Consider the following 9,008-nt stretch of genomic DNA (forward strand, 5'->3'; position numbering starts at 1 on the left):
CCTGGAATCCAGCTTAGGCTGGCTTTATAAACAGGGGCTAGGGTTTCGAAAAAAAGAAATATAACACGATACAGACCGTGTAATTAAACAAATCCGACTGTCTGGAATTTTAGTCGGTTAATAGTGATACTTTTTGAGGACGAGTAAATTCGATCCACGGCCAACCATTCACAACCTCACCTACAGTAGGCCATTGAGACTCCCGAAACGTAAAAAAGTTCTTATAATTACGTTCCTGTATTTCTTTAGTAATTCCAATAATCAATGGCTTTCCATCAAGCATAAACCAACTGTCCGGATATCGATATGTCGCTCCTTCTTTATAAAACGAGTCATATATAAGTTGCATGGTATTCCCTGAGGCTGTATTCGTATAAAAAACAATCTGGGGGGCTTTCCCTCCTTGTTTACGAACAGCCTCCATCGCCAGGAGTAAAGAATTACCCTGTTCCGGATAAGCAATTCCATTTGTTGCATCAATCACTAAGAAATCCACACCTGCATCTGCGAGTAATTGAACATTCTTCAAGTGTACCCAATAATCATCTCCACGATAATACCCATATATAGGCTTACCCCAAAAATAGTATTTACCGGTTCCTCCACCCTAAGCAGAATGATCTGCATCCTCAAATGCTTCCGGATGTTTTGTAAATATTTCGTGTAAGTCCCACGCATTCTCAGAGGTTTGAGAACGAAAGTCGCCTTGCCACAAGAAATAAAACACACCAACTTTTGCATCTTTTCTCACGTCTCCTACATCTTTGTTCTGAAATATAATACGTCCTAACCCGTCTGTCCCTCCTAACTGACTTGTCTGAGAATAAATAGTTACTCCATTTATTAATAAAATGAAGAACAAGAATAGTAAACAAAAGAATCGTGAGGCTTTATGCATAATAATATAATTATTTGTTGGTTATCTTTATTTTTCACGTAATGCCTGCCAGACCTCAAGAGGATAATCTGATTCAATAATATCCGGATTCTTAGCGATTTCAAGTTTATAGGCTTCTATTCGTTTCTCTTTTGTGTCCAACCTATCGTGGGTTGGAGCAACGGAAGTCATACATTTGACGTTCTGTTTATGCAATCGTTCCACGATCTTTTTATTCTTGTCATCTATCGTATATCCTACATACGCAATCATATTTTCCCAAGGGACGCCAGATATGGCCATATCTTCGTACTCTTTTTCATTACGAATGAAAGCAGACAGCATTATATGGGGAAATCTGTCATAATAATATCGGGCTTGGGCACCGGTATGAACAGTCAACATAATGTATTCTTCGGTATCGCATTTTTTAATCAGATCAACGATCATGCTCATGGGAACATCTTTCTTGTCTAAATTAAGCACCACTTTTCCTTTACTCCAGCGTATGGCATCTTCCAATTTAGGTATTCTGTCGGTTGTCGGCTGTCCTTCAGAATCTTTTAAATAGACCGTCTGCAATTCTGCCCAAGAATAATCTGAAAGTTTTCCTGTAGCCGTCGTTGTTCTGTCTAATGTCTCATCATGCATTAAAACAATCACACTATCTTTTGTCAATCGGGGATCAATTTCAAAAAAAACAGGCATCTCCTCTGTTATTTTCCGGAAAGTTTCCAGACTATTCTCCGGTTTTTGAATTCCTCGACTACCTCTGTGTCCACTTATCATAAGCGAATTGTCATTACGATAAGCAAACATTTTTTGGATATCTGTCGCTGTTTCTACTTTATTCTCCGTTTTTTCTTTTCCGTTTCCACAGGCCAAAAAGAGGATCGTAAACAGAACACCCAATAATAAAGTAACACCGCTTTGTCTTTTCACCATTTTCACTATCCTTCCATCATTTAAAAGGGACTTCTCCCTGAACAGAGGCGACTATATCCAACACCTTTTGAACCTCTTCTTTAGAACCATATACGGCAAGAGAGATACCACCTTCACGCCCGGCAAGTCCTCCCGCAGCAAACGGAATTATATTCACAGAGGCAAATGTTTTAATGGCTTCTATCTCAGTAAATAGTTCTGCATTTTTATGCACCCAGACACGAGGGACGTAAGCTAACTGCTCTGTTTTTACGGAAGCTATCTCTTCATAGTCATTCAAGTCGCCATAAACCTGCTTTTCCAATCCGATAGGAACGATCAGTTTTGCCTTTCCTTCACCGGTGGTCACTTTTCGAACACGAGCTGTTGTTCCTCCATCAGGAGCGCCAATACAAACAGCCGCCTGATGTTTCTCGTAGTTCAGCATATTAGCGCCTTTAAAGATAATATCACCCTCTGTGGTCTGTTTTAAGGCTTCTTCAAAATCCATTTCAACTTTCTTTCCATCAATCAATACGATATTAGGAACACGTTCAAATCCTTCATTCACTCCCGGAGTTCCCTGCGGGGTTATATTTCCCGTCATAAAACTACCATGCGGAGCATCCAGCCCTGTCAACTCTTCAGCAATATATGTATTTGTTGACCCACTGGTAATAATCACAATTCCTTTCTGCAATTTTGCTTTTACTGCCGGGCAATTAGCAATACCCTTGGCTATTAACCTTTTTCCCTCCGATACAGTCAGATTTATACCGGCAATAACATCTCCATCAACCAGATCTGCAACTGCTTGATTTGATTTAACTTGTTCTTCCATATTTTGTTCTTTTTTTGTCTCCGTACATGCTGTTGTAAACAGAACCAACCCTATAACTCCTAATACCTTCTTCATTTTACCTAAGTTCATAATCTGATTATTCTATCGTAATTTGTTTTTAAGTTCATCAATAACATCTGTCAAACGGCCTCCTCCTATCTTATTATTAAGTGTCTCAGCCTTTTGTAAAGTTTGTTTCAAAAAATTATGATAAGCCTCACTCGCCGAATTAAAAGGCTTATGTGCCAAAGCTTTCCTGATCTCCGTCAATTCTTTTAGTACTATATGAGATTCATGTTCAAGATACTGATCGGCAAAACAACTCCAGATATAGTCCACAGCCAAAGCGGAAGGATGCAACATATCATCTGCATAAAACCGATAATCCCTCAACTCGTCTATCATAATTTCATAAGCAGGAAAATAATCTACAAGCATAGGATTGAGTCTGCGTAATTCTTCTATTGCCAAAATCAAGGTAGCCTTGCTTATCTGATTTTCGTTAGCTCCATCTTTCCAATGTCTCACGGGACTAACGGTCAACAAGATCTTTAAATCCGGATTATATTGCCGCAGTAAATCCAGCACTAAAGACCAATCGTTTACTATTTCATCAACGGTCAACCGTGTTCTAACAAAAGTCTTTTCCGGTAATTTATGGCAATTAGCAACAATCCGTCCATCACTTTTCAGCTTATATACCCAAGCCGTACCAAAAGTCACCACCAATCGATCAGCCATCTTTAAAGCAGAAGAGGAAGTCAGTAAACGTTCATTTATTTTCTTCAGGCAGTCTTCTTGCGTTGAAGCAGAAAAACGACTATGATGCGTAAAACTATGATACATCTCCTGATAAAAAAACAGATCGGATGCTTCGAGCTGTTTTTCTTCCATTAACATTCGAAGTCCCTCCGCAATAGAGGCCGGATTATAAAGCGTGCCAAAAGGATTTATCTCAACAGGAAAAAAGTGATCCGCCAATTTTGCGCCCATATTTTCTGCAAAACATGATCCCATCAGAAGTATTGATTTTGAATGAGAGAAAGTGAACAAAACCTTCTCAGGCTTTACGCTTGTCCTGAATTCCATACTATGCTATTTTTCCTTTCTACAATATTAGTGGTTTTACCGGAAAAACACAAATAAAAAAGAAAAGAGAAAGTCGCACAAAACATTCTCTGTGCGACTTTCTTTAACGTATTTACATCAGATTATATTCCATCATTCCAACCCGGATTCTGTGTCAAATATGGATTAAGAAGACGTTCTTGAATAGGAATAGGATACAGATAATCCTTATTTTCATCCCAGACTTTCTTAATTTGAGGATTTACAACAATATGACCTTTATCACCATTCTCCAATTTTATTTCACTATCTAATTTCAGATATTGAAGATTACCAGCATCTGGTTTAGAATCTTTATATATACATAGATCCATCTTTCCATCTTCATCTAAATCATATTCACCAACTCCCGGGAAATACATACCTCTGAACTGTTCAATAAAAACAGAACCGGACTTCCAACGCATAACGTCATCCCAGCGAAAGTTCTCCATCACCAACTCTATTCCACGTTCACGGCGGATTTCCAATATTACACCCTTGTTTGCACCCGATACATTCGGATACAGATTTGACAAATAACTATCAGGATTATTATTTGCAGATGAGAGCTCTAATGTAGGCATACCTACCCTATCACGTAAACGCTTAATACTTTTATCCAAATCTTCCTGAGTTAACGTTCCTCGTTCTGCTTTCGCTTCAGCGTAGTTCAGCAACATTTCTGCAAATCGAAATATTGGCATTGAGTTACATGCTTTTTCGTAAGTATCATACTGCGTACCAGCAACAAATTTAATCAATTGATATCCGGTAACTGTCGAACCAAATTCGGGTACAAGTTTTGTTGTTTCTCCAATACGGGTATAACCAGGGGTACGGATTGTTTGTGACAATCTATAGTCGCGATCTTTCACCTCGTCAACAAACATCATTGTCTCATATCCTTCTTTTTCCGTAAACCGACTTCCATCACGCATCAGATAAGAATTAATAAATCGTTTTTCCAATCCCGGTTTACCGTAAGAAGCCGTCATTGTATAATAATTGACATTATGATAGACTTGTAAGGCATCACTAAAAGTGCGGGCTAAGATTATTTCCGATTCTATCGGATCAATTGAGGCAAATAAATTCATATAATCAGATGCCGGTTTACCGGTTGAGTAAAGCGTATATCCGCTTCTGTTTATTAATTCTTCGGAAGCGGCAATTGACTCATCAAGTAATTCATTTGCACCAGACAAATTAAATTCTGCATGATATTTACGAAAAGTACCTTCATATAGGCAAACTCGTGATTTCAATGCTAATGCAGTCCACTTGGTAACCTCATTCACCCGTTTTGTTTCAGGTAGATATTTAATTGCAAAGTCCAGATCTTCTATCATCTTAGACACAATAAGCTCACGTGAGTCACGAGGCTTCTTTAATAAAGTTGAATCAGATTCGCTGACTACAGTATCATACCATGGAACATCTCCAAAGCGTTTTACCATGCCAAAATAAAAATATGCCCTGAAAAATTTCGCAACACCATCGTATCTATTTCGTGCCGCTTCATCTGTACATTTAGCAGAATTTACCAAGTAGAAATTTATATTTCTCAGGTTACCCCAACTCCATCCACCACCACTGGTCGGAACTGTTCTGCTACCTCTTAATTCATCCGAGACCGAATTCTTTATAATATTATCTACGGACTCATTATAGACCCCTTCACCACTCGGTAAAGCTCCGTAGAAAGAGTTTGTATAAAGTTTCAGGTCATTTGCAGTATTAAAAAAGGTTTCTGGGCTAATTGCGTCTTTAGGATACTGCTCCAACTGACTGTCACAGGATATCAGAACCAGAAATAACACGAATATATATGTAATCTTTTTCATCTTAACAACATTTTAAAAAGTGATATCTAAGCCTACGGAAATGGTTTTAGACAAAGGATAAGTACGACCGTTACTATCTGCAATCGGCTGTTCCGGATCTATATAATCTGTTTCAAAAGGAGTCCATGTAATCAGATTTTCGCCACTAACATAAAAACGACAACGATCCACACCTATCTTGTTCATCAGATTTGCAGGGAGAGTATAGCCTATCACAAGGTTTTTCAAACGGAGGTAACCAATATTTTGAATATATTTATCATTGGCAGCACCCAACGGTCCTGTTGTACTCAAAGCAGTATAACCTCTCAAAATAGGAAAATATGAATCTTTGTTATCCTCTGTCCATAACAGGCTTGAAAAATTCTCAGGTAAAAATGAATAATACGGACGCGAAAAAGGGCCCCAGAATTTATCGGCATTTGTTCCCGGATACCAATCTCTTCTCCCTATTCCCTGAAAGAATACTGATAAATCTATATTATTCCAGTCCGCACCAAGATTGATTCCATAATTATAACGTGGCTCAGAGTTACCGATCTTAACCAAGTCGCCATGGTCATCAAGTGTATTTTTACCTTTATCAATTCTACCATTTTCATCAATATCAACAAATTTCAAGTCTCCACCTCGTAGTTTTCCCCAATCTCCTGCAGCAGTTGTTACCGAACTGCCAACTTGTGTTTGATCTACAGTCCAAGCCGCTGCTTCTTCATCAGAGTCAAAAAAACCGGCAATTTTATATCCCCAGATTTCACCCCATTCTTTTCCGACATAATGATTACTTAAAAGATTAGTGGGGTTATTGAATTTTGTGATCTTAGACTTTGAATCTCCTAACATAAACGAAACATCATAATTCAATGTTTTTCCGGCTAACTGCAGTTTATCTTGCCATGTAATAGTCAATTCATACCCTTGTGTACGTAAGTCTCCCGCATTTTGTTTCGGAGAAGTTGCTCCATACACAGCCGGTAATGTTTCTCCCGGTATCAGCATATCCTTTGTGTCACGACGATAAATATCACCGGTAAATGAAAGACGATTATTAAACAAACTAAAATCCAGACCAATATTGGTAGTTGTTGCTTTTTCCCATGTCAAATCATTGGAAATCGGAGCTGGAGAACTTACAGTCTGTGTTTTTTGCCCATCCATGATCCAACTATTCAACGACATTCCCAAAGAAGATATATAAGGATAGTAGTTTGCTGAAGCTGTACTACTTCCAATCAACTGATTTCCCAAAGTTCCATAGGAGGCTCTTAGTTTTAAATTACCAACCACATCCTTTGCCGATTCGAAAAAAGCCTCTTCGCTTATTCTCCAAGCTGCCGAAACAGAAGGAAAGAAGCCAAACCGTTTACCTTGCTTATACCTTGAAGTACCATCGTAACGACCATTAATTTCTAACAAATAACGATCTGCATATCCATAGTTTGCTCTAAAAAAAGCACCAAACAAGACATATTGATAAGCTCCACCGCCAACGGTCATATCCCCCGTACCCAATTCCAGATCATTTAATGTTTCAGACAATAAATTCTTTCGGGACGCCATAATCCGGTTATGTTGTTTATTCTCATAATTAATACCAGCCGTTGCCGAGACATTGTGTTTACCCCAATTATCATTATAATTTGCATATGCATTAAATACATGCATGGGATCAAACCACATTGTCTTCGTATATTTATCCGTGTTATAGTTCGGGACGTCTTGTAAAACTCCCGGTTCTATTGAGTATTTTACCACCGTTGCTCTATACCAATCATCAGCGATATAGTGTGAATACGTATAATCAGCATTAAATGCAAGTTGATCTATAGGTTGAAAGACAAGCCCTGTAGTCGTCTGAAACTCATGAATGGCTTTTACGCCTTTAGAATTTCCATCTGATAACAAAGCGATTGAACCGTCACCTATTGAGTAATTATTTTTCAATGTATTGTAAGACGCTGTTCCATCAGGATTGAACGGTGCGTACGCTGGTAACGCGTGCACGGTTATATTCGTGAAGTTTGCATTTCCTCCTCCTTCTTTTCCATAGTATTTATACGATTTATCATAATACTGTGTATTATTTGATATACGTAAAAATGGGAATAGCTGCGCATTGATCTTACTTCGGAAATTAAACGATCTGAACTTATCCGTATTAATCTTCATAATACCATCTTTCATATACATATTACCAGAAAGTAAAAAGTTTAACTTTTCATTTCCTCCTGAAACGCTTACATTGTGTGATTGTGAAGGTTGAGTTTTCGTAAACATCGTATTCCACCAATCATAATTACCATAATAATTATAGATATCTTTTCCATTTACATTTTTAATGACTATCCAGGGACGAGAGGGATCTTCTGTCTTATCGTATCTTCGAGCCTCTAACTCCGCATAATCTTCTTCTGAATAGCGCGTATAAGTATTCCCATTCGTACGAAGAAAAGCCTCATCATTCAGCATAACAGACTCATAACCATTTGTTATAAAATCCGTACTAACAGTCGGACTGGATGAAGCAAAATAGCCACTGTATGCTACACTCATTTTTCCTTCTTTGGCATTCTTTGTCGTGATCAAGACAACACCAAATGCTCCTCTGGCTCCATAAATAGCAGAGGCAGCAGCATCTTTCAACACTGAGATCGACTCGATATCGTTCGGGTTGATACGGTTCATATCCCCCGGCACTCCGTCTATTAACACAAGTGGTGAACCTCCATTCAGAGAAGTATTACCACGTACATTAATAGATCCACCTATACCTGGATCACCACCACTGAATGTGATATTAACATTCGGCATTTTTCCTTGCAAAGCCTGAGAAGCATTCGCTATCGGACGGTTTTCAAATTCTTTTGCAGTAATCTGTTCTACAGCTCCTGTTAAATTTACTTTTTTTTGCACACCATAACCAACAACCACAACATCCCCTAAGAGTTGCGTATCTTCTTCTAAAAATACGGTTAAGTTGCTTTCACTACCGACAGTAACTTTTTGAAGTTTATACCCCATATAAGTCACTTGTAAATCCGAATTTTGAGAAATTTGCAAAGAAAAACGACCATCAAAATCTGTCGCAGTTCCATTTGCAGTTCCTGCTTCTACAACAGAAGCACCAATAATAGGCTCACCATTAATGTCTTTTACGATACCCTGCACAAGCTTTTTACCTTGTTGACTAATTTCAGTACGTATTACTGTTGATCCCAATATATTCTCAGCCTGAAGTGGCAAAGAATAAAGGCCCAAACAAATAGAAATGTACACAACTAAACTTTTTTTCATACGTAAATTATGTCTGTGAAATCACGTTTAAATAGGTGATTTCGGTTAATAACTCAATTTTTAGACAAAGAAAAGGCAGCACTCTTCTACTAGAAAAATGCACAAATGGTTATTAAGA

At 38.2% G+C, this 9,008-nt stretch carries 7 protein-coding genes; all 7 read right to left on the reverse strand.

What is annotated here, in order from left to right:
• Positions 1 to 109: 109 nt before the first annotated feature.
• Positions 110 to 529, reverse strand: a complete 420-nt coding sequence (locus PHT93_RS14630) for a hypothetical protein (protein WP_300244411.1) — start codon at positions 527 to 529, stop codon at positions 110 to 112.
• A gap of 78 nt (positions 530 to 607) precedes the next feature.
• A complete protein-coding gene (locus tag PHT93_RS14635) occupies positions 608 to 898 on the reverse strand; it encodes a hypothetical protein (protein WP_300244413.1) in 291 nt (96 codons plus the stop codon).
• Positions 899 to 925: 27 nt separating this feature from the next.
• Positions 926 to 1,822: a glycerophosphodiester phosphodiesterase family protein gene (locus tag PHT93_RS14640; RefSeq protein WP_300244415.1), complete on the reverse strand. Its 897-nt coding sequence runs from the start codon at positions 1,820 to 1,822 to the stop codon at positions 926 to 928.
• 16 nt (positions 1,823 to 1,838) lie between these two features.
• Positions 1,839 to 2,732: a hypothetical protein gene (locus PHT93_RS14645; RefSeq protein ID WP_300244417.1), complete on the reverse strand. Its 894-nt coding sequence runs from the start codon at positions 2,730 to 2,732 to the stop codon at positions 1,839 to 1,841.
• A gap of 12 nt (positions 2,733 to 2,744) precedes the next feature.
• Complete coding sequence (locus PHT93_RS14650; RefSeq protein ID WP_300244419.1) at positions 2,745 to 3,731, reverse strand: GSCFA domain-containing protein; 987 nt, start codon at positions 3,729 to 3,731, stop codon at positions 2,745 to 2,747.
• Positions 3,732 to 3,853: 122 nt separating this feature from the next.
• Positions 3,854 to 5,596, reverse strand: coding sequence for a RagB/SusD family nutrient uptake outer membrane protein (locus tag PHT93_RS14655; protein ID WP_300244421.1), 1,743 nt, complete (start codon positions 5,594 to 5,596; stop codon positions 3,854 to 3,856).
• A gap of 12 nt (positions 5,597 to 5,608) precedes the next feature.
• Positions 5,609 to 8,890, reverse strand: a complete 3,282-nt coding sequence (locus PHT93_RS14660) for a TonB-dependent receptor (RefSeq protein WP_300244423.1) — start codon at positions 8,888 to 8,890, stop codon at positions 5,609 to 5,611.
• Positions 8,891 to 9,008: the final 118 nt, after the last annotated feature.

This window comes from Massilibacteroides sp., assembly GCF_028705895.1.
Classification (GTDB): domain Bacteria; phylum Bacteroidota; class Bacteroidia; order Bacteroidales; family Tannerellaceae; genus Massilibacteroides.

Bases quoted from the DNA above. Each gene is read 5' to 3' on its own strand.
- PHT93_RS14635 (WP_300244413.1), bottom strand. From the start codon at position 898: ATGCATAAAGCCTCACGATTCTTTTGTTTACTATTCTTGTTCTTCATT.
- PHT93_RS14640 (WP_300244415.1), bottom strand. From the start codon at position 1,822: ATGGTGAAAAGACAAAGCGGTGTTACTTTATTATTGGGTGTTCTGTTT.
- PHT93_RS14645 (WP_300244417.1), bottom strand. From the start codon at position 2,732: ATGAACTTAGGTAAAATGAAGAAGGTATTAGGAGTTATAGGGTTGGTT.
- PHT93_RS14650 (WP_300244419.1), bottom strand. From the start codon at position 3,731: ATGGAATTCAGGACAAGCGTAAAGCCTGAGAAGGTTTTGTTCACTTTC.
- PHT93_RS14655 (WP_300244421.1), bottom strand. From the start codon at position 5,596: ATGAAAAAGATTACATATATATTCGTGTTATTTCTGGTTCTGATATCC.
- PHT93_RS14660 (WP_300244423.1), bottom strand. From the start codon at position 8,890: ATGAAAAAAAGTTTAGTTGTGTACATTTCTATTTGTTTGGGCCTTTAT.